The following is a 21179-nucleotide window of genomic DNA, read 5'->3' as shown; positions in this document are numbered from 1 at the left end:
ACAGGACCTGGTCGCCGGCACGACACCGCCAGCGGTATGGCGGATGCTCCAGCAACACGCTCTCAGCCAACAACACAACAATGAGGTCGAAATGCGCTCCAACCTGACGCTCCGCCACATCGTGGCCGGCACGGCGCTGTGCTGCCTGTCGCTACCGGCGCTGGCCAATAAGGCCAACGACACGCTGATCTACGCTTCCGACAGCGAACCCGAGAACATCAGCCCGTATCACAACAACCTGCGGGAGGGCGTGATCATCTCGCACCTGGCCTGGGATACGCTGATCTACCGCAACCCGGAGACCAACGACTACGAGCCGATGCTCGCCACCGAATGGCACTGGGTCGATGACACCACCCTGGAGATGACGCTGCGTCAGGGCGTCGAGTTCCAGAACGGCGAGCCGTTCAATGCCGATGATGTGGTCTTCACGTTCAACTACGTGGTGTCGCCTGACTCGAAGGTGGTCACGCGCCAGAACACCGACTGGATCGAGAGCGTCGAGAAGATCGACGACACCCATGTCCGCTTCCATCTCAACGGACCCTTCCCGGCCGCGCTGGAGTATCTTTCCGGGCCGCTTCCGGTGTTCCCGGATCAGTACTTCCAGCAGATGGGCCTCGAGGGGTTCAGCAGGCAGCCGATCGGCACCGGCCCCTACCGGATTACCGAAGTGAGACCGGGGGAAGGCGTCAAGATGGTCCGCAACGACAACTACTTCGCCGATAGCCCGGTCGGCCAGCCCCAGATCGGCAAGCTCGAGTTCAAGGTGATTCCCGATCAGGACTCCCGCGTGGCGCAGTTGATGACCGGCCAGGTCGACTGGATCTGGCGCGTCCCGGCGGACCAGGCCGAGCAGATGGAGGCGATGCCCAACCTGACCGTGGACAGCGGCGAGACCATGCGGGTCGGCTATCTCTCCTTCGATGCCGCCAGGCGCGAGAACTCGCCGCTGAGCCATCTCGAGGTTCGCCAGGCGATCAATCACGCGATCAATCGCCAGGGCATGGCCGACAACCTGGTGCGGGGCGGCAGTCGTCCACTCTATGCCCCGTGCTTTCCGGCCCAGTTCGGCTGCGAGACCCAGGATGTCGTCGAGTACGACTACGACCCCGACAAGGCGCGCCAGCTACTGGCGGACGCCGGCTACGGCGATGGCTTCGAGCTGAACCTCTACGCCTATCGCGAGCGGGACTATGCCGAGGCGATGATCGGCGATCTGCGCAATGTCGGCATTCGCGCCAATCTGCGCTTCATGACCTCGCCGGCGCTGCTGGAGCAGCAGCGCGGGGGCAACACCGACATGTCGTTCAAGACCTGGGGCTCCTATTCGGTCAATGACGTGTCCGCGATCACCAGCGTCTACTTCGGCGGCGGCGCCGACGACCACTGGCAGGACGAGCAGGTCCAGCAGTGGCTGCACACCGCCGACACCTCGGTCGACCCCGACGTCCGCAAGGACAATTACCGCAAGGCGCTGCAACGGATTTCCGAGCAGGCCTACTGGGCGCCGCTGTTCTCCTACTCCACCTACTACGCCTATACCGCCGACCTGAATTTCACGCCCTATCCGGATGAGCTGCCGCGCTTCGCCGAGGCCAGCTGGAAGTGACGCTTTCCGATATCCGCTAACCGCCTGCGTGGCCCCGTGCCTGACAACACGAGGCCGCGCAGCGTGAGGAGGTACCATGGGCACTTTCATCATCCGCCGGGTTCTGGTCGCGATCAGCGTGGCGCTCACCATCTCGGTCGTCAGCTTCATGCTGCTGCATCTCTCCGGCGATCTGGCCACATCGATCGCCGGGCCGGAGGCCACCGCCGAGCAGGTCGAGCGAATCCGCGTCGACTACGGGCTCGATCGACCCATCGTCAGTCAGTACCTGGACTGGCTGGGGGGCGCGCTGACCTTCGACTTCGGCCGTTCCTACTACTACCAGAGCACGGTGGTCGACCTGATCGTCGATCGCATGCCGATCACCTTGACGCTGGGCGGCCTCGCGCTGGCGCTGGCGGTGAGCATCTCGATTCCGCTCGGCGTCCTGGCGGCGCTCAAGCGCGATACCTGGATCGATCGGCTGGCGCTGCTGTTCGCCGTGGTGGGGCAGGCGATGCCGAGTTTCTGGTTCGGTCTGACGCTGATCGTGATCTTCGCGGTGACGCTGCAGTGGCTGCCGGCCGCCGGCAGCGACGGCTGGCAGCATTTCGTGCTGCCGGCGATCGCCCTGGGCTACTACGCCACGCCCGCGATGATGCGCCTGACCCGGACCGGCATGCTCGAGATACTCGAGTCCGACTATATCCGCACGGCGCGGGCCAAGGGGCTGCGCGGCGGTTCGGTGATCTTCAAGCATGCGCTGCGCAACGCGGTGATTCCGGTGGTGGCACTGGCCGCGGTGGAGCTCGGCTTCATGCTGGGCGGGTCGGTGGTCATCGAATCGGTCTTCTCGCTCAACGGCCTCGGCCAGCTGGCCTGGGATGCGATCTCGCGCAACGACTATCCCGTGGTGCAGGCGGTGGTGCTGATCATCGCACTGTTCTACATCGTGTTGACGCTGCTGGCGGATGTCGCCAACGCCGCGCTCGACCCCCGTATCCGCACCCGTTGAGGAGAACGACATGACGACTTCCCATGCTTCGCCTCGCGTTTCTCCAGCTGCGACCTCGGCTATCTCCGGCGGCGAGATTCCACTGCCGGCGCCGGCCTGGTCGCGGATCACGCGCCGGGTCTTCGGCCATCGCGGGCTGGCGATCGGGCTAGTATTGGTCGCGCTGGCGGTGTTGATCGCCGTCTTCGCGCCGCTGCTGGCCCCGCATGACCCCTATCACCAGGACATCGCCAACCGGATGGTGCCGCCGGTGTGGCACGACAAGGGCTCGTGGACGCATGTGCTGGGCACCGACAAGCTGGGCCGCGACACCTTGAGCCGGCTGCTGTTCGGGACTCGCATCTCGCTGACCATCGGGCTGGTGGCCGCGCTGATCTCCGGTGTCATCGGCACCACGCTGGGCGTCCTGGCGGGCTACTTCGGCGGCCGCGTGGATGCGGTCATCAGCTACATCATCACTACCCGCCTGGCGATGCCGGTGGTGCTGGTGGCGCTGGCGCTGGCCTCGCTGACCGGCGGCTCCCTGACCACGGTGATCGTGCTGCTGGGCCTGCTGCTGTGGGATCGCTTCGCGGTGGTGTCGCGTTCGGTCACCCAGCAGATGCGCGATGCCAAGTACGTCTACGCGGCGCGCACGCTGGGCTGCTCGCTGCCCCATATCCTGCTGCGCGAGGTGCTGCCCAACATCGCCGGCTCGCTGATCGTGGTGATGACCCTGGAGATGGCCCACGCGATCCTGCTCGAGGCGACGCTGTCGTTCCTCGGCATGGGGGTGCAGCCGCCGTTGCCGTCATGGGGGCTGATGGTCGCCGAGGGCAAGGCCTACATGTTCTTCCAGCCCTGGGTCATCGCGATTCCCGGTATCGCCCTGTTCGTGCTGGTGCTGGCGATCAACCTGCTGGGTGACGGACTGCGGGATCTCAACGCACCGGGAGGACGCAACTGATGCCACTTCTGAACGTGAAAAACCTGCATGTCGACCTGCCGGTAGAGGCGGGCATGCTGCACGCCGTGCGCGGGATCGACTTCCATGTCGAGCGCGGCGAGATGCTGTGCCTGGTGGGGGAGTCCGGCTGCGGCAAGTCGATGACCTCGCTCGCCCTGATGGGACTGCTGCCGCGCAAGGCCAGGCTCAGTGCCGACCGTCTCGAGTTCGACGGGATCGATCTGGCGACGCTCTCCGAACGCCGTCGCAGCGATCTGCGCGGGGCGCGCATGGCGATGATCTTCCAGGAGCCGATGACCGCGCTGAATCCGGCCTACACCCTGGGCAACCAGCTCTGCGAAGGGTTGATCCGGCACCGCGGCGTCAGCCGGCGCGAGGCGCGCGAGCGGGCGATCTATCTGTTGGGAAGAGTCGGTATCAGCGCCGCGAAAGAGCGCCTCGACCAGTATCCCCACCAGCTCTCCGGCGGACTGCGCCAGCGGGTGATGATTGCCATGGCGCTGATGTGCGAGCCCGACCTGATCATCGCCGACGAGCCGACCACGGCCCTCGACGTGACGATCCAGGCGCAGATCCTGCGCCTGCTGCGAGAGCTGCAGCAGGAGTTCGGTACCGCGGTGATCTTCATCACCCACGATCTCGGCGTCGTGGCGCGCATCGCCGACCGGGTGGCGGTGATGTACGCCGGCGAGGTGATCGAATCCGCGCCGACGCCGGCACTCTATGCCGCCCCCGGGCACCCCTATACGCGCGGGCTGTTGAGCTGCATCCCCACGCCGGGAAGGACACTCCCCGGCAGCCGGCTGCAGGCGATTCCCGGCGTCGTGCCCAGTCTCGTCGGTGACGTCGAGGGATGCGCCTTCCGCAATCGCTGTCCGCAGGCCCAACCGACCTGCGAGCGCACGCCGCCGTTGATGGCGTTGCCGGACGATCACCGGGCCCGCTGTCACTTCGCCGACCGGCCGGTACCGGCCCCGCGTCAACCGGAGACGATGTCATGAACGCACATTCGACCACCGAGATCGCCGACTCACGTCTCTCACAAGCCATGCCCGCTGCGTCCATGTCGCCCCCGGCCTCGCAAGCGCCGACCCCGGCCCTGGAGCTTTGCGGGCTGTCGAAAACCTTCACCCTGGGTGGCGGGCTGTTCAAGCGGGGGCGCGCGCTGGGCGCCGTCAGCGATGTCTCGCTGCGGATTCCCCGCGGCCAGGTCATGGGGCTGGTGGGGGAGTCGGGCTGTGGCAAGAGCACCCTGGCCAAGATGCTGCTGGGGCTGACCACGCCGAGCGCGGGAGACGTGCTGGTGGATGGCAGGCCGCTGCGGGGCGCCAGCCAGAAAGCGCTGGCGCGACGCATCCAGCCGATCTTCCAGGACCCGTACTCCTCGCTCAATCCGCGCAAGCGAATCGCCCAGATCGTCGGGTTGCCGTTGCGGGTACATGACATCGGCACCGCCCGCGAGCAGGCGGCACGCGTCGCCGAGACCCTGGATGTGGTCGGGCTGCCCCGACGCGCCGCCGATCAGTTCCCGGGCCAGCTCTCCGGCGGCCAGCGCCAGCGTGTGGCCATCGCCCGCGCGCTGATCATGCGTCCGGACATCGTGATCTGCGACGAGCCGACCTCGGCGCTGGATGTCTCGGTGCAGGCCCAGATCCTCAACCTGCTGCTGGATCTCAAGGCCGAGTTCGGGCTGACCTATCTGTTCATCAGCCACGATCTGGCGGTGGTCGAGCATCTGGTGGATCGGGTCGCGGTGATGTACCTGGGGCGAATCGTCGAGGAGGGCACGCGGGAGCGGATCTTCACCGCCCCGCGTCATCCCTACACCCAGGCACTGCTGGCCTCCGCCCTGACCCCCGAGCCGGGGCTGGGCGTGCCGGATATCGGGCTGGGCGACACCATGCCCGACCCGAGCGATCCGCCCGCCGGTTGCGCCTTCCACCCGCGTTGCCCCAAGGCGGAGGCGATCTGCCAGCAGCAACGGCCGCGCCTGGAGGCGTCTGGTGACGACAGCACTCGTGTGGCCTGTCATCTCGCTTGAGCCCGGCCGTCGCGACCGGCGGCCCGTTACCCCCTGTTCGTATTCAACGAGGAGAGATTCATGGCGCGAGCAACAGCGCTGCAACACGCCTGGCAAGCCTTCGACAGCGGCGACTTCCTGCATCGACTCGACGCCCGCATCGCCGTGCGTAGCGAAAGCCAGGAGGCGGGGCGCGACGGCGAACTGCGCCGTTACCTGACCGACTTCGTGATCCCCGAGATCGAAAAGCTGGGCTTCACCTGGGAGATCGTCGACAACCCGGTCGGCGGCTTCGGGCCCTTCCTGCTGGCCGAGCGGATCGAGGTCGACGCGGCCTTGACGCTGCTCACCTATGGCCACGGCGATGTGGTGCGCGGCTACGATGCGCAGTGGCGGGAGGGGCTTTCGCCGTGGCAGATCGTGGTCGAAGGCGAGCGCTGGTATGGCCGAGGCACCGCCGACAACAAGGGCCAGCACACGCTCAATTTCGCGGCGCTGAAGAGCGTCATCGAAGCGCGCGATGGCCGGCTGGGCTACAACGTCAAGTTGATCCTGGAGATGGGCGAGGAGACCGGATCTCCGGGCTTGAAGGCGGTCTGCGAAGCCCACCGCGAGCGCCTGGCGGCGGATCTGTTCATCGCCTCCGATGGCCCGCGCCTGGCAGCGGATTCGCCGACGCTGTTTCTCGGTTCCCGCGGCTCGTTCAACTTCGACCTGCGCCTGCGTGCCCGCGACGGCGCTCATCACTCCGGCAACTGGGGCGGGGTGCTCTCCAACCCGGCCACCCGGCTGGCCAACGCCTGGGCGACGCTGGTCGATGCCCACGGCAGGATCCTAATCGAGGGCCTGCGCCCGCCGGCGATCCCTGCACCGGTTCGTGACGCCGTTGCCTCGCTCGAAGTCGGGGTGACACCGGGGGATCCGGCGATCGATGCGAGTTGGGGGGAGCCCGGATTGCTGCCGGCGGAAAGGCTGTTCGCCTGGAACACCCTGGAGCTGCTGGCGATCAAGGCCGGCAATCCGGAGGCGCCGGCCAACGCCATTCCCGGGGAGGCCTACGCGCACTGCCAGCTGCGCTTCGTCGTCGGCAGCGACCGCGAGCGCTTCCTCGAGCATCTGCGCCGGCATCTCGATGCTCAAGGTTTCGAGGATGTGGAGGTCAGCAGTGCGCGGATGTCACAGATGAACGCCACCCGACTCGACCCGACGGATCCGTGGGTGGGCTGGGCGCTGGCATCGATGCGCGAGTCCAGCGGCAAGTCGCCGACGCTGCTGCCCAACCTGGGCGGCTCGCTGCCCAACGATGTCTTTGCCGAGACGCTGGGGCTGCCGACGCTATGGGTGCCGCACTCCTACCCGGCCTGCTCCCAGCACGCCCCCGACGAGCACGCCCTGGCGAGCATTCTGCGGGAAGGTCTGGGTATCATGGCCGGGTTATGGTGGGATCTGGCCGAGCAGGGTCGAGACATCAAGAAGGAGCGTGAACGATGGCACCGCTGAACGACGCGGGAAGAATCACGGCCACCGCCTGCGAGTGGCTGGCCGGACAGCAGGCGGAGATGATCGAGTGCCTGCAGAGACTGGTGGATATCGACTCCAACAGCTATGACAAGGCCGGCACCGATGCGGTGGCGGATGTCATCGTCGAGTGGCTGGAGGCCGACGGGATCGAGGTGACGCGCACGCCGCGCCCGGACGCCGGCGATATCCTCGAGGCCCGGCTGGAGGGCGATGGCAGCGATGCAGGCGCTGGCCACGTGCTGATGATGGGGCATCGCGATACGGTCTTCCCGACGGGAACGGTTGCCGAGCGCGGCTTCACCCGCGAGGGCGATACCGCTTTCGGCCCCGGCGTCGCCGACATGAAGTCGGGGCTGGTGCTCAACATCTTCGTGCTGCGGGCGCTCAAGCGGGTGGCGCCGCTGCCGTTCCCGGTGCGGGCGCTGTTCACGGCGGACGAGGAGATCGGTTCCCGCGACGGCACGGCCTTCATTCGCGAAGCGGCCAGCGATGCACGGGCCGTGCTCAACGCCGAACCCGGCAGGATCAGTGGTAACGTCGTCACCGGCCGAAAGGGCGGGGCGGCTTTCCTGATCGAAGTGACCGGCAAGGCGGCCCACTCCGGTGTCAGCCACGCCGACGGTGCCAGTGCCGTGGAGGCGCTGGCCCGCAAGATCGTCAAGCTCCATGCGCTGACCGACTACGATAGCGGCGTGACCACCAATGTCGGCTTGATCGAGGGCGGTATCTCGCGCAATACCGTGGCCCCTGCGGCGACGGCGCAACTGGACACGCGCTTCGTCACCAATCAGCAGCGGCTCGATCTGCTGGCGGCGATCGAGGCGATCATCGCCGAGGAGGAGATTCCCGGAACGCGGGCGACGATCCGCCAGACCTCGGGGTTCCTGCCCATGGAGCCCGCCATGAGCGAGGCGCTGTTCGCGCGCTACCGGGTCCAGGCCGAACGGCTCGGGTTTGATGTCGAGGGCGAGTTCACCGGCGGCTGCTCGGACGCCGGGACCACCGCCAGCCTCGGCATCCCCACGCTGTGCGGCACCGGCCCGGTTGGCGCCAAGATGCATACCGAAGAGGAGTACTGCCGTCTCGAGACGCTGGTGCCGAGGGCCCAGGCCGTTGCGGCGACGATCATCGATCTCGCCGGCGAGGAGAGGGGGGCGGCCTGAACGACGGTGCGCCGCCGGTTCGCCAGGCGGCGCAACGTATCACTGGGTTACCCGCGATGACGGTTCGTTTTCATTGTGTCGATCAATGACACGTTTCGGCCCCCTCGTGGCGCTCGCGGCGTCTCATAATCGGGTTGGTTCCCGGCGTACGGGAGCTCGCAGAACGCGCCAGGTTCATGCCGATGTCATCGAGCCGCGCCACAATCATCAAAACGAACCTTCTGCCAGGGAAAAAGCCGATGTCTACCGTGACGCCGACGGGCAACAGTCCCGCCAACCAGCCGTCCTCCTTCTCTTCCTTCGAAGATCAACTCACCGTCGCCCGGTCCAGCAAGATCCTCGCGGACTACGTCAAGGATCATGGTGGCGCGGTGTGGAAGAGCGACCTCGAAGCGCTGGCCAGCGATACCAGCGGCAACACGCCGCCGGAGGTATCCGCGGCCGCCAGCTATATGTTGAGCCACCCCGACGTCTATACCGCCATCGAGACCCTCGACAATCCGAACGCGGATGGCCTGTCCGGTCACTGGAACTTCCAGGATGCCGCCAATGGTGCCCTGGGCAGCACCGGCACCATGGCCGACCTGAAGGATGTCTTCGACCGCGCCATCAAGAGCTCCGCCGAGATCACCAAGCTGACTACCGATAAGAAGACCGGGCTCGACGCCACCAAGCAACGTCCCCAGAACTGAGTCGCCACGGCTCGCGAACCGCGGAAAGCCGTCGGCTTCCCGCGGTTCGCGTTTCACGGTCGCGCGCCCCGGCCTCGCTTCAGGGGCGGTCGGCGAATCGATCGGTTGCCCGGACCAGCGCGGCCATGATCTGCGGTTCGCTGAACGCGTGTCCCGCCGCCTCGACGATCTCCAGCTTGGCATCCGGCCACACCTTGGCCAGATCCCAGGCGTTCTGGAGCGGACAGACCATGTCGTAGCGGCCGTGAATGATCACGCCGGGAATGCCCGTCAGCCGGTCGGCCTGGGCCAGTAGCTGATCGTCGCGCTCGAAGAAGCCCTTGTTGATGAAGTAGTGGTTCTCGATCCGGGCGAAGGCCAGGGCGAAGTGATCGGCGGCGTGGGAGTCGCTGGCATCGACGGGGATCAGCTTCGAGGTCTCGCCCTCCCACACGCTCCAGCGTCGAGCGGCCTCGAGCTGGCGCTCGGTATCGTCGCCCATGAGCCGCTCGTGGAAGGCGGGAATGATATCGTCGCGCTGCGTCTCGGGCAGAATCTCCACCAGCCGTTCCCACTTCTCGGGGAAGATGTTGCGAGCCCCATGCTTGTAGAACCAGTCGAGCTCCTGCTGGCGCATGGTGAAGATGCCACGCAGCACCAGTTCACTGACGCGATCCGGATGCCGCTCGGCGTAGGCCAGCGCCAGCGTCGATCCCCATGAGCCCCCGAACACCTGCCACCGCTCGGCACCCATCATCTCCCGCAGCCGCTCCATGTCCTCGATCAGGTGCCAGGTGGTGTTGTTGGCGAGGCTGGCGTGGGGTGTCGAACGGCCGCAGCCGCGCTGGTCGAACAGCAGGATGTCGTAGCGCGCGGGATCGAACAGCTGGCGGTGGATCGGCTTGCAGCCGCCACCCGGGCCGCCGTGGAGGAAGACCACCGGCTTGCCGTTCGGATTGCCGCTGCGCTCCCAGTAGACCTGGTGGCCGTCACCGGTCTCCAGATGACCGCTGGCGTGAGGTTCGAGAGCAGGATAGAGCGGGTTGGATTCGGACATGATTGACCCTGTTGGCAACGTGATGCGGCATCGCAATGGTGTCGTGTCAGCATAGAGGCCGGGCGGCCCGTGGGCCAGCCACCTGCCGTGCCGTCCCGGACTCCAGGCGTCGGGCACATCGCGTAACAGCGATGATGTCGGCATGCGGCTCTGCTACCATCGTCGCCTATACACGGCAGCGCGCCGATACTCGGTCACGTTAGAGGGCAGTCGCCAACCCGACTGCAACGGACATCCATGAAATCTCGCGATACCGGTTTTCGCCACCTGATCTACTCCACCGGATACTCACTGAAGGGGCTGGTGGCGGCATTCCGCAACGAGACCGCCTTCCGTCAGGAAGTGGCGCTCTGCATCGTGCTGGTGCCTTTTGCCTGGTGGATCGGCAAGAACCCCGTCGAGTGGCTGGTGCTGGTCGGCAGCTGCATCTTCGTGCTGATCGTCGAGCTGCTCAACAGCGCGGTGGAGACGGTGGTCGACCGGATTGGCCCGGAACACCACGAGCTCTCCGGGCGGGCCAAGGATATCGGCTCGGCGGCGGTGATGCTGGCGCTGGGCATGGCGGCGGTGACCTGGGGCCTGCTGGCCTGGGACAAGTTCTTCGGCTGATCCGGCTCGCCGCTCATGGCGGCTCGGGCAAGTCCTTGGGCGTATCGATATCCCGCCAGATGCCGTCGTCGTCGACATCGACGACGGATACCGCCGCCCGGTTGGCCTGCACCACGGTCCTGGCGCCGTCTCCCGCCTCCAGTGCGGCCAGGGTCGGCCAGAAATGCCGCCCGAACAGCACCGGATGGCCGCGCCTGCCACGATGACTGGGGATGACGATGCGCTCGGCATCGGCATGCCGCTGGAGTCGGGTACAGGTGGTGGCGCTGAGCCACGGCATGTCGGCCAGTACCACGGCGACGGCGGTCGCCGTATCGCCTTCGGCGATCAGGTGGCGAAACGCATCGCCCAGGCTCCCCCCCAGGCCGTGCCTTGCCTGGGCGGCGACCAGCCGCCGATGCCGGGCGGGATCGAACGCCTCACCCAGATCCAGGTCGTCCTCCGGGCGCGTGACCAGCCACCAGCGGGGGTAGGCCCGGGCCACCGTGTTCAGCGTGGTCGCCAGCAGGGTACGACCATCCGGCAGCGTGGCACGGCGCTTGTCGCCGCCGAAGCGCCGGGAGATACCGGCCGCCATCACCAGTGCCACGACGGCCGGCGGTTCGGGCCGGGGGTCAGAGCTCATGGCGTGACTTGCCGCGCCGCACGCGGAGCACGTCGGCGACGACGGCGAGGGCGATCTCGGCCGGCGTCTTGCTGTCGAGGTGCAGCCCGATCGGCATCTGGATGCGCGCGATGGCGTCGTCATCCAGCCCGCCGGAGCGCTTGAGGCGTTCGGCCCGCTTTTCGGACGTCCGCTTCGACCCCATCACCCCGATGTAGAACGCCGGCGTGCGCACGGCCTCGATCATGGCCAGATCGTCGATCCGGGGGTCATGGGTCAGCGCGACGATGGCGGTGGCGGCATGCGCGGCGCCGGAGCCGATGAACAGCGACGGCAGCACCGACTGCAGCTCGATCCCCTCGATCGGGAAATCGCGTCGGGCCTCTTCCCTGGGATCGCAGACGATCACCTCGAAACCCAGCGCACGGGCGAAATCGGCGCAGAAACGGGAAACCGGCGAGATCCCGGCGATGATCAGGCGCAGCGCCGGCCCCACGCGAAGGTGGATGACCTGGCCGTCGCGCTCGACCCGAGGGCCGTTCTCGCCGGCTTCGATGAAGCGCTTGCGCCCGCTCGCCAGGTCGATTCGGCGCACCAGCGAGCGCTGGCCGAGCAGGGTCGCGTGGAGCACCTCCAGATGTGTCAGGGTCTCGGCATCCGGCGTCAGGCGCTCGACGAGCACATCCAGAATCCCGCCACAGGGCAGCGAGACCTGGGGCGATTCGTCGGCCCCTTCGCCGTAGCGGACCACCGACAGCGCATCGCCGAAATGCCCTTCGGCGATCCTGCCGAGGAAATCCTCCTCGATGCAGCCGCCGGAGAGCGAGCCGACATGGCTGCCGTCCGCTTTCGCGACCAGCATCGAGCCCGGCTCGCGCGGCGACGAGCCGAACGTCGCCAGTACGCTGCATAACCAGATCGTCTCGCCGTCGTTGGCCCATTCGAGCGCCGCGTCGAGTACCTGGAGATCGAGATGTTGCATGAGGAGCGTCGTTCCTTCCTGAGAGCTGAGCCATCCCTGGCCGCGATGAGAGGTGACCGGATCAGGCGGCGACCGTCGACCCTGCCGAAGCCAACGCCGCCCGCACCCGCTCCGGGGTGAAGGGGGGCTCGCGAAAGCGGACGCCGGTGGCATCGAAAAGCGCCGCGGCGATGGCCGGGGCCCCGGGCAGTGACGTGGATTCACCCACGCCCAGCGGCGCCTCGTCGGCATTGTCGAGCAGCAGCAGATCGATGTGCGGCAGTTCGTCGAATCGCAGGATCGGATAGCCGCCCCATTCGCGACTGACCGGCAGGCCCCGTTCGAAGCTCACGCACTCCTTCAGCGTTCGGCTCAGGGTCTGGATGACGTTGCCGTGAACCTGATGGCGCACGCCGGCGGGATTGACCATCAGTCCCGCATCCTGACCCACCGTGAGGCGCAAGACACGAATCCGGCCGCTCTCGCGATGAACCTGGAGCGTCACCGCCCAGGCGGCGTAGGCCGCGCCGAATCCCGGAAACCTGCTGTGCACGTAGTGGCCGTAGGCGAAACCATGGCCCTCGGACCAGCCATCGCCGACAGCGCTTGCCGACGATCGGCCGAACCAGTTGACCCGCTCGGCGACGGCGGCCACCAGCGCCTGCGCGCGGGGCTCCAGGTAGTGTAGCCGATATTCCACCGGGTCGACGCCGGCACGTTCGGCCAGCTCGTCGATGAAGTTCTCGTGAGCGAAACAGTTGGGAAGGGCCGAGACCCCGCGTAGCCAGGAGGCGCGGACGATCGGCGCGACATCGTCGCAGGCGACTCTCAGGTGCGGGTAGCGATAAGGAGGCACCGAAGTGCGATCCCCCATCTGAAAAGGCACGTCGCTGGGCTGTCTGGCGCCGGTCAACAGCAGGGCCAGCGTCGGGGCGTCGTTGGAGGGGTAGCGGGTGACGAAGTCGTAGGCGCACAGCTTGCCGTCGGCGTCGCTGCCGCCGCGGATATCCATCAACTGCGCGGTTCCCTTCGGCTCCCACTCGTGTTCCTGAGCGCGATCCAGCTGCACGCGCACCGGCCGGCCCACGGCGCTCGACAGCAGCGCGGCGTCGGCGCCGACGTCGTCGGCACAGTTGCGCCCGTAGCAGCCGGCCGCTTCATGGCGGCGGATCTCGATACGGCTTTCGTCCATGGCCAGCAGCGTCGCGATATCGGCACGCAGGCTGTGCGGATTCTGGGTGCCGGAATGAAGCGTCAGATAGCTGTCGCGATAATCGGCGACCGAACAGGAGGGGCCGATCGACCCATGCAACTGATAGGGCCAGAGATAGGTGCGCTCGAGTACCGTCGATGCCGTGGCCAGCGCCGCATCGACGTCGCCTTGCTGCAGCAACGGCCGACGTTCGGCCGGCTGGCGGCGCAGCGCGGTCTCCAGATCGTCGAGATCGGGAAGTGCCGGCAGTGGACGCCAGCGGACCTTGAGGCGCCTGGCGGCGAGCGTGGCCTGTTCTTCCCGCTCGGCCACGACGCCGACGAAGTCCCCCTTGACGACCAGGGCAACGAAACCCGGCAGGCCTCGCACAGACGCCTCGTCGGCCTCGATCAGGCTGCGACCGACGAACGGGCCCAGATCATGCCCCGCGTAAGGTGGGCGCACGACGCGCCCGTGCAGCATGCCGGGCAGGCGAACATCGTGGACATAGACGAACTCGCCGCTGGCCTTGGCGGGGATGTCGACCCGCGGCGTGCTGCGGCCCACTACCCGGTAGTCACGGCGCGCCTTGGTCGGTATCTCGGTGTCGAGTTCGAGCGCGACGCGCTCGCCGACCAGTAGTGATTCGTAACGCAGCGCGCGGCTGGCATCGCCCGGGACCACGGCAACGACCCCGTCGTCGACCTGCAGCTGTTGCGCCGGTATGTCGAGGCGCCTGGCGGCCCGCGCCAGCAGGTACTGCCTGGCCTGGGCGGCAGCGCAGCGCAGGGGGGTGGCGGAGATCTGGATGGTGGCGCTGGCGATGGTCGGCCCCTGGTTCGGCACCTCGAACGGATGGCCCAATACCATGATGACGCGCTCGACATCGACATCGAGCTCCTCCGCGACGATCTGCGCCAGCGCAGTACGGACGCCGGTGCCCAGGTCGACGTGGCCGTTGAAGGCAAGGAAGCGGCCATCGGCGAGCAGGGCGATGAACAGCTCCGGCTCGGTGGGGATGAAATCGGAGCGTGTGCCCGGCTGGCCGGGGGCGGGCTTCGGCGGTATCACCGGGGCGCGGTAGACCACCAGCATGTCGGAGCCCTGCAGTAGATGCTCGCGAGTGGGGAGTGAAGTCGACGTCATGCCTTACGGCCTCTGTTGTTGTAGGGAAAGTCTCCGCCAGAAACAGGCTGGCTGGCGACCGGTGGGTCACCCGTTGCGCGCAAAAAGGCGCGTAGACACTGTTCCTGCGTTCGCCGATGATTTCCTTTCTCGCCATCAGCTCCTGATTAATTCATGAAAAACAGCTGAGTGGCGATTCTTTATATTTGTGGGTGGATGAAATTTGACCAAATGGTGTAGTATTTTTCCCAGAAATTACAGCGACTACGCCTAAAATCACAGCCACGCTCTGAGCTTTCCCCGCCGTTTGCTGCGCCCACCGCCGCGACGCGAATCGACGGTATCCGGCCGGCGGTGGCGGCAGGGCGAGGCTTGGAGGATGGTGCTTGGAGAGTGAGATCATGTCGAATTCCTTCGACCATGCCGTCGATGAAGTGGAACCGAACGCCGCCGCGACGCCCCACCAGCAGGACTACGAATTCTCCGAGCAGGTTGGCCATCTGCTGCGGCGTGCCTATCAGCGGCATACCGCGATCTTCCAAAGCCAGAGCTGTGACAAGCAGCTCACCGCCATTCAGTTCGTCACGCTCTGCACGATCATGGACAACGGCCCTAGCGCGCTGACCGATCTGGTCAAGGCGACGGCCATCGACCCCGCCACCATCCGCGGCGTGATCAAGCGGCTCAAGGCGCGTGACTGGATATCGCTGTCATCCGATCCCAACGATCAACGCAAGGTGATCGTCGACATCACCCTGGCCGGACGCGAGCTGGTCGCGACGATGGTGCCGCGAGCCAAGCGTATCTCCGACATGACGATGGGCAAGCTCAATCCCGCCGAGCGCGTGGCGCTCATGCATCTGCTGGAGAAGATGAACGCCTCGGAGGAGTGACGACCCTTGTCCGGCCGGTCACCGCGCGACGCTGCTGGATCTGGATCGGTGTCGGCCCCGAGCTCTCGAGAGCAGTCCAATCGTACCCCGAGTCGAGCGCTGTGGCGTTCGACACGGGTTTCTCAACGCTTGAGCCACGCCATGGCCTCGCCGCTGTCGATGACGTCGCCATACTTGCTGTCGATGTCGAACAAATTGGCCTCGTGCGGCCCTTCATGGCGATCGCCGACGCCATCGCGAACCACCATGACGCGGAACCCGTGCTGCACGCCGTCGACGGCGGTTGCCCGCACGCAGCCGCTGGTGGAGCAGCCGATCACGATCAGCGTGTCGACGCCCTGGCTATGCAGCGTCGGTGCCAGCGAGGTGCCGAAAAACGCACTGGCGTACTGCTTGGTGATGACCAGTTCGTCCTCTCGTGGCGTCACCTCGGCGCAGAATTCGGCCAGCGGGTTGCCCTCGACCATGTCCCGCATCACCGGGGCCTTTTTCACCCACATGCCGCCATCCTGGAAGCTGCCGGGCTGATAGCGAATATTGGTGTGGATGATCGGGGTCGCGGTCTCGCGGGCGACCTGCAACAGCTCACCACCTAGCCTGACGGCGGCGACCACGCCCGGGGCGTAGAGCGGCGCCCCTTCGGTGGTATATCCCTTCATGAAATCGATGACCAGCAGGGCAGCCTTGTGGCCGAAGCCGATGCGGTTGCCCCATACGCCGGCATAGTTGCTGGCGGCGGATTCAGACATGACGATCCCCTCGATAATGGGCTTTAGGAATAGCGGAAAGCAGGTCAGTCCGGTCGCGGGCTTGCCTGCTGGCGAGGCCGCTGCTCAATAGGCGCCCGAGAGCAGCGCGCCGGCACCCGGCACGACGGGCTCGAGATCGAGTGCCTTGAGCATGGCGTAGGTGGTGGCGATGGCGGCGGTCACCACGGGCTTGCCGGTCAATGCCTCGACCTTGGAAACGGCAGCCAGCGACGGCATCTGCACGCACGCCGACAGCACGATGGCATCGGCGTCGCTGAAGTCGAGTTCGGCGACGATCTCCGGCAGGCGCATCGGGTCGTGGCGGGCGACATCGAGGTTGTCGGGTATCTCCAGGGCGCGATAACCGAGCACCTCGACCCCCTCTTCGCGGATGTAGTTCACCACCAGCTCGGTGAGCGGCTTCATGTAGGGTGCCACGACGACGACGCGGCGGGCGTTCATCACTTTCAGCGCATCGACCAGCGCGCCCGCGCTGGTGATGACCGGCGTGGGGTGCCCGTTCTCGACGCTGCGCTGATGAAGGCGCTTCTGCGATTCACGGTGGTAGCCGGGGCCCATCGACATGATCGCGACCAGACACGCATAGCCCATCACATCGACATGGGCATCGGAGAGTTCCAGCGCACAGCGATCGGACTCCCCGTCCATGGCGGCCAGCTCCTCCTTGCGTACGGTCTTCATGCGCATTCGGCTGGAGTGGAAGGTGAACCGTTGATCCGGGCGGATGAGTTGCCGGGCGGTCAGCATCGCGGGAATCTCGGTTTCCATGGTGACGTTGGAGCTCGGGACGATCTGGCCGATGCGATAGAGCTGGGTCATGGCACTTTCCTCGGTGAACAGGCCTGGGGGCATTGCGATTACGGCACGGGCGGGCTGCGCTCGGGCTCATGGTCGTGACACGTCGAGTGGGCGGGCATGGCGCTACCGCCCCTCGCCCAGCTCGACGACGCGTTGACAGAAATCTTCGAAACGGCCGCTGAAATAGTGCTCGCGCGGCCAGCCGGTGCGCGGCAGATAGAAGAACATCTCTTCCAGTCGCGACTTGATGGTGGCGTGGTTCTTGGTATCGATGACGAAGACGTGCTTGCCGGTGGCGTCGAAGGGGCTCTCGGCGAGCTGACGCAGGATGAAGCGCACCAGGGAGTCTTCCTGCGGCATGCTGTACCCGACGATCACCAGGACATCGGTCTCCCGCAACAGCCGCACGGCCTTGGGGAAGACCTGATGGAAATAGGGCTCGTCGTAGTCCTGGACCTGGGATGGCAGGATCAGCAGCGGCGGCTCCTGGCGAATCTCGGCGTCGCTGCGCTGGCGATATTCGAAGTCGAAGCCCTGGGCCGTCGGCAGAATCTCGAATCCACCGTTGATCTTGATCACGTTGCGGTCGACGGTACGCGGCAGGTGTTCCCAGATCGTGCCGCCGCAGATCCGCTGAGGCGTGACGCCCCGATAGAGACGGCCGAAGACCGGCGCGTTCTGGCGATAGACGTGTTCGAGGATGGTCTCGATGGTGAAGTCGTAGTTGGTGGTCAGGAAATGGTACAGCGGCCAGTTGGCGCCCAGATTGGCGCTGCTGGCACGGTCTTCCAGCGCGGCGAACAGGCGCACGATGGCGCGCTGGCCGTCGCTGTCGTAAGGCGAGGTGAAACGCAGAGTGTCGTCGTCGACGTTGTGAATGTCGCAGGCGGCGGTGAAGCGGCGCATGACCAGCGTTCGCAACTCGTTGATGCTCAGACGCAGGTTCTGATCGTCGAAATACCGGTTGCGGATATCGGGATAGCGCACCTGCATGTCGAGCACGTAGCGCAGGTTCTTGAAGCGTTCGAAATCGAGATGACGGTAATCCTCCCAGCCGATGACGTGCATCAGGTGCTGCAGGTTGGGGAAGTCACGAATATCATCGAGATCGATCGCGAACAGCTCGCCGTCGGTGGGGGAGCGCGGGTCCCACGCCTTGGAGAACCCGGCACCGCACCAGAATGTCACCACCGGCGGCTTGCGCTGATCGAGATTCTGATCGAGCAGGCTGCCGATCAGACGCCCGAAGGCGTCGACCGTGGCGTCGTTGCTTACATCCGTCCGCGACATGGCGTCATCACTCCCGTTTCAGCTCGAAGGCGTTGCCGGTCCGGGCAAAGGCGACGACCCGGTCGAGCGCGCCTTGGCTGGAGGCATATAGCCGGTAGAGCGGTTGACCGATGTCGACCCGCTCGCCCTTGCGAGCGGCGAGGTCGAGTCCGGCCAGTGTGTCGCCCGGGGCGCCGGTGAGTCGAGCGATCGAGTTGAGTCGCCAGATATCGATATGGTCGATGCGGCCGCTAGCCGGCGCGACGATATCGGCGTGAAAAGGCCCGGGCGCGGCCGGAAGTCCACGCCGACCCTGCAGGTCGATGATGCGCTCGAAGCGGGCCTTTGCCGCGCCACTGGCGAGCAGGTCCTTGGCGCGCGCCCGCCCCTCGCCGGGCCTCACGTCCGGCGCCCAGTCGAGCAGGGCACCGGCGAAATCGAGCGCCTTGTCACGCAGGTCCTGCGGCGCGTCGGGGTCGTTGTTCAGCACCTGGAGGACATCGCGTGCTTCCAGGTTGGGGCCGATGCCCCTGCCCACCGGCTGAGTGCCATCGGTGATCCGTGCCAGTACCCGGATGCCGAGCGCGGCGCCCACCGACTCCATCAGCCGCTTCAGCTCCTGCGCCTTCTCCCGGGTCGGCAACTTGGCCTGGGGCCCCGTCGGCAGATCGACGACCAGATGGGTGACGCCGGCGGCCAGCTTCTTGGACAGGATGGAAGCGACGCTCATCCGCGCCGAGTCCAGATCCAGCGGCCGCACGATGGCGTTGGTCATGTCGTCGAAAGGCGTGTGCGACAGATGTCCGTTCCAGGCGATACAGCCGTTGGCCCCGTTGACGACGCGGCGGACGTCGTCCGGGCCGAGCTCGACGTTGGCAAACAGCGCCATGGTATCGGCGGTGCCGGCCGGCGAGGTGATCGCCCGCGACGACGCCTTGGGAATGGTCAGCCCATGCGCGGCGACGATCGGGATCACGATCAGCGTGATCCGGCTGCCGGGGAGTCCACCGATCGAGTGCTTGTCGACCACCATCGGGCGATCCCAGTGCAGCGTCTGGGCGATCCGGGCCCGGGCGCGGGTCAGCGCGATGATCTCGTCGTCGTCGAGGTGATTGGCCAGGCTGGCCAGGAATGCCCCGGTCGAGGCTTCGTCGAAGCGGTTGTCGGCGATGTCGTGGACCACGCCGAAGAACTCGTCTTCGTTCAATGACTGACCGCGAAGCTTGCGCCGCAGCGCCGGTGCGCCGGCAGGCGGCGGTGCCGGTTGCAGCTGCAAGGACATGCCGGCGATCAGCCCGAGCCGGGCCAGGGTGGCGCGCGCCAGGCCGATGGCGTCGGGAGCCAGCCAGTGATCGTCGTCGACCCACTGCACTTCCAGCACCAGCGGCCGGCCGAGGATGTCGACCTCGACGCGGGGCGTGGGCAGCGCCTGTATCGCATCGTGCAGCGGGTGGCGCAGCGACAGGAAGCCGATCAGGCGAGGACCGCTATCGATCGGCAGGTGGCGAATCGGCGTGTCGCCACCACAGGCCCGGGCCAGCGCGATGAGAAAGCGTTCGATGCCGGTGTCCAGGTCGGCACCGTTATCGATGCAGTAGTGGTCCACCCCTTGCGGTGGCTGCCACGCCAGCGTCTCGAGCCGGCCGAGGATGTCGCTGGCGGTTTCGCGCCCACGCATCGCCAGGCGCTGGGCGCGCACCTCGCGCGCTGCCGTGACTTCGATCACCGCGACCGGCAGCCCCAGTTCGGCGATGGCGCCGATGACCTTGCGCGACACATTGGCCAGCACCGTGCGCCCGCGGGCCAGGTCATCGCGAATCGCCGCGGGCAGCGCATAGCGCAGGCCGTGCGCACGCCAGTGGATCAGGAACTCGCCGGCGTCGAGCGCCGCGTCGAAATCCGCGTCGCTCATCGCCTGATGATTCTCACCGCCCGCACCGGCAGGACGGGTGATGATCCGCCGCGCCAGGATCACGTGCCGGGTGCAGGCGTAGTCGGTCAGCGCCCGCTCCATCAGGGTATCCTTGCCGGCCCCGCTGGGGCCGACGACCAGTACCAGTAAGCCGCGCGGCGGATTGTTCGAACGCATCCCGCTCACTCCGCGTCGTCGAGGCCGATGTCCAGCGCTGGCGACGACTGCGTGATGCGTCCGACCGAGATGAAGTCGACGCCGGTCTCGGCGATGGCGCGAATGGTCTCCAGGCGCACGCCACCGGAAGCCTCCAGCAGGACACGGCCATCGACCATGGCCACCGCCCGCTGCATCTCTTCCACCGCCATGTTGTCGAGCATGATCACGTCGGCCCCGGCGGCGAGCGCTTCTTCCACCTGGTCGAGGCGGTCGCACTCGACCTCGACCTTGGTCAGCACCGGCACGCTGGACCTGGCGCGGGCGACGGCGGCGGTGATGCTGCCGCAGACGGCGATGTGGTTGTCCTTGAGCATGATGCCGTTGTCCAGACCCAGGCGGTGATTGCGACCGCCACCGCAGGCCACGGCGTGCTTCTCCATGGCGCGGAGCCCTGGCGTGGTCTTGCGGGAATCGATCAATTGCGCCCGGGTGCCGGCGATCCGCTCGATATAGGCCGCGGTGACGGTGGCAATGCCGGAAAGATGCTGAACCAGGTTCAGTGCGGTGCGTTCGGCGGTCAGAATGCTGCGCGCCGGACCTGCGATCCTGAGCAGGGTGGTGCCCTTGTCGACCTGCTGGCCATCCCTTGCCAGCACCTCGACCTGAATGCTGGCGTCGTAGAACGTGAAGACGCGGGCGGCAGCGGCAAGGCCGGCGAGCGTCATCGGTTCCCGAGCGCGCATCTCGAAGCGTCCGGGCAGCTCGGGGTCGATCAGCAGCGTCGCGGTGAGATCGAAGTAGCCGATATCTTCACGCAGGAAGGCTCGGATCTGGTCGTCCAGCACCAGCGGGTCGAGCTGCCAGGCCTGGGGGGCCGTTCGTCTTTCGAGGATCATGTCGATG

General features: G+C 66.6%; 19 protein-coding genes. 10 read left to right on the top strand and 9 right to left on the bottom strand.

The window, feature by feature from the left end:
* Positions 1-91 precede the first annotated feature (91 nt).
* The 8 genes from AAGT95_RS21340 to AAGT95_RS21305 all read left to right on the top strand — a co-directional run bounded on the left by AAGT95_RS21340 (position 92) and on the right by AAGT95_RS21305 (position 8948).
* Positions 92-1612, top strand: coding sequence for an ABC transporter substrate-binding protein (locus tag AAGT95_RS21340; RefSeq protein ID WP_342595063.1), 1521 nt, complete (start codon positions 92-94; stop codon positions 1610-1612).
* A gap of 76 nt (positions 1613-1688) precedes the next feature.
* Positions 1689-2606, top strand: a complete 918-nt coding sequence (locus AAGT95_RS21335; protein WP_342595062.1) for an ABC transporter permease — start codon at positions 1689-1691, stop codon at positions 2604-2606.
* Between the two features lie 10 nt (positions 2607-2616).
* A complete protein-coding gene (locus AAGT95_RS21330; protein ID WP_342595061.1) occupies positions 2617-3552 on the top strand; it encodes an ABC transporter permease in 936 nt (311 codons plus the stop codon).
* Entirely contained in the window at positions 3552-4553 is a 1002-nt protein-coding gene (locus AAGT95_RS21325; RefSeq protein ID WP_342595060.1) for an ABC transporter ATP-binding protein, read from the top strand. Before AAGT95_RS21330 ends, AAGT95_RS21325 begins: the two co-directional genes overlap by 1 nt.
* Complete coding sequence (locus tag AAGT95_RS21320) at positions 4550-5593, top strand: oligopeptide/dipeptide ABC transporter ATP-binding protein (RefSeq protein ID WP_342595059.1); 1044 nt, start codon at positions 4550-4552, stop codon at positions 5591-5593. Before AAGT95_RS21325 ends, AAGT95_RS21320 begins: the two co-directional genes overlap by 4 nt.
* Before the next feature lie 60 nt (positions 5594-5653).
* Positions 5654-7072, top strand: coding sequence for a M20 family metallopeptidase (locus AAGT95_RS21315; RefSeq protein WP_342595058.1), 1419 nt, complete (start codon positions 5654-5656; stop codon positions 7070-7072).
* Positions 7060-8256, top strand: a complete 1197-nt coding sequence (locus AAGT95_RS21310; RefSeq protein WP_342595057.1) for a M20 family metallopeptidase — start codon at positions 7060-7062, stop codon at positions 8254-8256. Before AAGT95_RS21315 ends, AAGT95_RS21310 begins: the two co-directional genes overlap by 13 nt.
* 239 nt (positions 8257-8495) lie before the next feature.
* The gene (locus tag AAGT95_RS21305) at positions 8496-8948 is read left to right on the top strand and encodes a hypothetical protein (RefSeq protein ID WP_342595056.1); all 453 of its coding nucleotides are present in this window, start codon (positions 8496-8498) and stop codon (positions 8946-8948) included.
* Positions 8949-9027: 79 nt separating this feature from the next.
* On the opposite strand, the gene pip is transcribed toward AAGT95_RS21305, so the two are convergent.
* Positions 9028-9984, bottom strand: coding sequence for a prolyl aminopeptidase (pip, locus tag AAGT95_RS21300; RefSeq protein WP_342595055.1), 957 nt, complete (start codon positions 9982-9984; stop codon positions 9028-9030).
* 237 nt (positions 9985-10221) lie between these two features.
* Between pip and AAGT95_RS21295 the strand changes: the two genes are divergently transcribed.
* A complete protein-coding gene (locus AAGT95_RS21295) occupies positions 10222-10593 on the top strand; it encodes a diacylglycerol kinase (RefSeq protein ID WP_110598641.1) in 372 nt (123 codons plus the stop codon).
* 13 nt (positions 10594-10606) lie between these two features.
* Here the strand turns inward: AAGT95_RS21295 and AAGT95_RS21290 are convergent, their stop codons facing one another.
* The 3 genes from AAGT95_RS21290 to AAGT95_RS21280 all read right to left on the bottom strand — a co-directional run bounded on the left by AAGT95_RS21290 (position 10607) and on the right by AAGT95_RS21280 (position 14496).
* Positions 10607-11218, bottom strand: coding sequence for a nucleotidyltransferase family protein (locus AAGT95_RS21290; protein WP_342595054.1), 612 nt, complete (start codon positions 11216-11218; stop codon positions 10607-10609).
* Positions 11208-12179: an XdhC family protein gene (locus AAGT95_RS21285; protein WP_342595053.1), complete on the bottom strand. Its 972-nt coding sequence runs from the start codon at positions 12177-12179 to the stop codon at positions 11208-11210. The genes AAGT95_RS21290 and AAGT95_RS21285 overlap by 11 nt, the downstream gene beginning before the upstream one ends.
* A 61-nt stretch (positions 12180-12240) precedes the next feature.
* Complete coding sequence (locus tag AAGT95_RS21280) at positions 12241-14496, bottom strand: xanthine dehydrogenase family protein molybdopterin-binding subunit (protein ID WP_342595052.1); 2256 nt, start codon at positions 14494-14496, stop codon at positions 12241-12243.
* Between the two features lie 380 nt (positions 14497-14876).
* Here AAGT95_RS21280 and AAGT95_RS21275 point away from each other — a divergent pair, with 380 nt between their 5' ends.
* The gene (locus AAGT95_RS21275) at positions 14877-15368 is read left to right on the top strand and encodes a MarR family winged helix-turn-helix transcriptional regulator (RefSeq protein WP_110599006.1); all 492 of its coding nucleotides are present in this window, start codon (positions 14877-14879) and stop codon (positions 15366-15368) included.
* Positions 15369-15490: 122 nt separating this feature from the next.
* On the opposite strand, the gene AAGT95_RS21270 is transcribed toward AAGT95_RS21275, so the two are convergent.
* From AAGT95_RS21270 to nadC, 5 genes are all read right to left on the bottom strand, one after another.
* Entirely contained in the window at positions 15491-16117 is a 627-nt protein-coding gene (locus AAGT95_RS21270; protein ID WP_342595051.1) for an N-carbamoylsarcosine amidohydrolase, read from the bottom strand.
* Between the two features lie 84 nt (positions 16118-16201).
* Positions 16202-16906: a maleate cis-trans isomerase family protein gene (locus AAGT95_RS21265; protein WP_157958366.1), complete on the bottom strand. Its 705-nt coding sequence runs from the start codon at positions 16904-16906 to the stop codon at positions 16202-16204.
* A 153-nt stretch (positions 16907-17059) separates the two neighbouring features.
* Positions 17060-18226, bottom strand: coding sequence for an SIR2 family protein (locus AAGT95_RS21260; protein WP_110598635.1), 1167 nt, complete (start codon positions 18224-18226; stop codon positions 17060-17062).
* A 7-nt stretch (positions 18227-18233) separates the two neighbouring features.
* The gene (gene phnN, locus AAGT95_RS21255; RefSeq protein ID WP_342595050.1) at positions 18234-20294 is read right to left on the bottom strand and encodes a phosphonate metabolism protein/1,5-bisphosphokinase (PRPP-forming) PhnN; all 2061 of its coding nucleotides are present in this window, start codon (positions 20292-20294) and stop codon (positions 18234-18236) included.
* A 5-nt stretch (positions 20295-20299) separates the two neighbouring features.
* Positions 20300-21172 (bottom strand): carboxylating nicotinate-nucleotide diphosphorylase, encoded by an 873-nt coding sequence (gene nadC, locus AAGT95_RS21250; RefSeq protein WP_342595049.1) that lies wholly within the window; start codon positions 21170-21172, stop codon positions 20300-20302.
* Between the last annotated feature and the right edge of the window lie 7 nt (positions 21173-21179).

The organism is Salinicola lusitanus, from assembly GCF_038648475.1.
Taxonomy (GTDB): Bacteria; Pseudomonadota; Gammaproteobacteria; order Pseudomonadales; family Halomonadaceae; genus Salinicola; species Salinicola lusitanus.
The sequence above is the reverse complement of the archived record's forward strand: the minus strand, read 5'-3'. Positions and strand labels throughout refer to the sequence as shown.

Excerpts from the sequence above, each read along its gene's own strand:
- AAGT95_RS21280 (WP_342595052.1), bottom strand. The coding sequence starts at position 14,496 with ATGACGTCGACTTCACTCCCCACTCGCGAGCATCTACTGCAGGGCTCC.
- AAGT95_RS21275 (WP_110599006.1), top strand. The coding sequence starts at position 14,877 with ATGTCGAATTCCTTCGACCATGCCGTCGATGAAGTGGAACCGAACGCC.
- AAGT95_RS21340 (WP_342595063.1), top strand. The coding sequence starts at position 92 with ATGCGCTCCAACCTGACGCTCCGCCACATCGTGGCCGGCACGGCGCTG.
- AAGT95_RS21270 (WP_342595051.1), bottom strand. The coding sequence starts at position 16,117 with ATGTCTGAATCCGCCGCCAGCAACTATGCCGGCGTATGGGGCAACCGC.
- AAGT95_RS21260 (WP_110598635.1), bottom strand. The coding sequence starts at position 18,226 with ATGTCGCGGACGGATGTAAGCAACGACGCCACGGTCGACGCCTTCGGG.
- AAGT95_RS21295 (WP_110598641.1), top strand. The coding sequence starts at position 10,222 with ATGAAATCTCGCGATACCGGTTTTCGCCACCTGATCTACTCCACCGGA.
- AAGT95_RS21305 (WP_342595056.1), top strand. The coding sequence starts at position 8,496 with ATGTCTACCGTGACGCCGACGGGCAACAGTCCCGCCAACCAGCCGTCC.
- AAGT95_RS21325 (WP_342595060.1), top strand. The coding sequence starts at position 3,552 with ATGCCACTTCTGAACGTGAAAAACCTGCATGTCGACCTGCCGGTAGAG.
- AAGT95_RS21265 (WP_157958366.1), bottom strand. The coding sequence starts at position 16,906 with ATGGAAACCGAGATTCCCGCGATGCTGACCGCCCGGCAACTCATCCGC.
- phnN (WP_342595050.1), bottom strand. The coding sequence starts at position 20,294 with ATGCGTTCGAACAATCCGCCGCGCGGCTTACTGGTACTGGTCGTCGGC.
- nadC (WP_342595049.1), bottom strand. The coding sequence starts at position 21,172 with ATGATCCTCGAAAGACGAACGGCCCCCCAGGCCTGGCAGCTCGACCCG.
- AAGT95_RS21315 (WP_342595058.1), top strand. The coding sequence starts at position 5,654 with ATGGCGCGAGCAACAGCGCTGCAACACGCCTGGCAAGCCTTCGACAGC.
- AAGT95_RS21285 (WP_342595053.1), bottom strand. The coding sequence starts at position 12,179 with ATGCAACATCTCGATCTCCAGGTACTCGACGCGGCGCTCGAATGGGCC.
- AAGT95_RS21335 (WP_342595062.1), top strand. The coding sequence starts at position 1,689 with ATGGGCACTTTCATCATCCGCCGGGTTCTGGTCGCGATCAGCGTGGCG.
- AAGT95_RS21310 (WP_342595057.1), top strand. The coding sequence starts at position 7,060 with ATGGCACCGCTGAACGACGCGGGAAGAATCACGGCCACCGCCTGCGAG.
- pip (WP_342595055.1), bottom strand. The coding sequence starts at position 9,984 with ATGTCCGAATCCAACCCGCTCTATCCTGCTCTCGAACCTCACGCCAGC.
- AAGT95_RS21320 (WP_342595059.1), top strand. The coding sequence starts at position 4,550 with ATGAACGCACATTCGACCACCGAGATCGCCGACTCACGTCTCTCACAA.
- AAGT95_RS21290 (WP_342595054.1), bottom strand. The coding sequence starts at position 11,218 with ATGAGCTCTGACCCCCGGCCCGAACCGCCGGCCGTCGTGGCACTGGTG.
- AAGT95_RS21330 (WP_342595061.1), top strand. The coding sequence starts at position 2,617 with ATGACGACTTCCCATGCTTCGCCTCGCGTTTCTCCAGCTGCGACCTCG.